This window comes from Acidaminococcus sp. HCP3S3_G9_1 (genome assembly GCF_052122455.1).
Lineage (GTDB): Bacteria > Bacillota > Negativicutes > Acidaminococcales > Acidaminococcaceae > Acidaminococcus.
This window is the reverse complement of the sequence record NZ_JBQKCH010000038.1, coordinates 1-1,066: the sequence shown is the minus strand read 5'-3', so window position 1 is coordinate 1,066 and position 1,066 is coordinate 1. Positions and strand designations below refer to the sequence as shown.

Below are 1,066 nucleotides of genomic sequence, written 5' to 3'. Positions count from 1 at the left end.
TGCCTCCCACCTATCCTGTGCATCAAGTATCAGAACCCAATATTAGGTTACAGTAAAGCTCCATGGGGTCTTTCTGTCCAGTCGCGGGTAACCTGCATCTTCACAGGTATTTCAATTTCACCGGGTCCCTCGTTGAGACAGTGCCCAAATCGTTACACCTTTCGTGCGGGTCGGAACTTACCCGACAAGGAATTTCGCTACCTTAGGACCGTTATAGTTACGGCCGCCGTTCACTGGGGCTTCAGTCGAATGCTTTGGGTCGAACCCGGACATCCTTCTTTAACCTTCCAGCACTGGGCAGGTGTCAGCACCTATACTTCAGATTTCTCTTTCGCAGGCACCTGTGTTTCTGGTTAACAGTCGCTTGGGCCTCTTCTCTGCGACCACACCGGGCTCCGGGAGCAAGTCCCTTCACCTTTGTGGCTACCCTTATCCCGAAGTTACGGGTACATTTTGCCGAGTTCCTTAACGAGGGTTCTCCCGCGCACCTTAGGATTCTCTCCCCGCATACCTGTGTCGGTTTACGGTACGGGCGGCAGCTTTCTCACTAGAAGCTTTTCTCGGCAGCGTAGGCTCAATCCCTTCGGGAACAAGTTCCCTCCGCATCACGCCTCAGCCTCAGTTACCGGATTTGCCTGGTAACCAGCCTGCACGCTTGCACACGATCTACCAATCTCGTGCGGACCTGCCTTCCTGCGTCACTCCTTCGTTCAAACGATCACTGCCGGTACTGGAATATCAACCAGTTGTCCATCTCCTACGCTCTTTGCCTCGGATTAGGTCCCGACTTACCCTGAGACGACGATCGTTGCTCAGGAATCCTTATGCTTTCGGTGGAATGGATTCTCACCATTCTTTTCGCTACTCATGCCAACATTCTCACTTCCCACCAGTCCACCGTCCCTTACAGGACGACTTCAACCCGATGGGAACGCTCCTCTACCACGCATACTTGCGTATGCATCCATAGCTTCGGTTCCATACTTTAGCCCCGGGAATCTTCGGCGCAGGGCCTCTCGACCAGTGAGCTATTACGCACTCTTTAAATGGTGGCTGCTTCTGAGCC

Annotated in this window: 1 rRNA gene; it reads right to left on the bottom strand. The window is 53.3% G+C overall.

Going from position 1 to position 1,066, the window contains the following annotated elements:
• Positions 1 to 1,066: ribosomal RNA gene (locus ACTQY1_RS11210) — 23S ribosomal RNA — on the bottom strand; the annotation flags it as partial.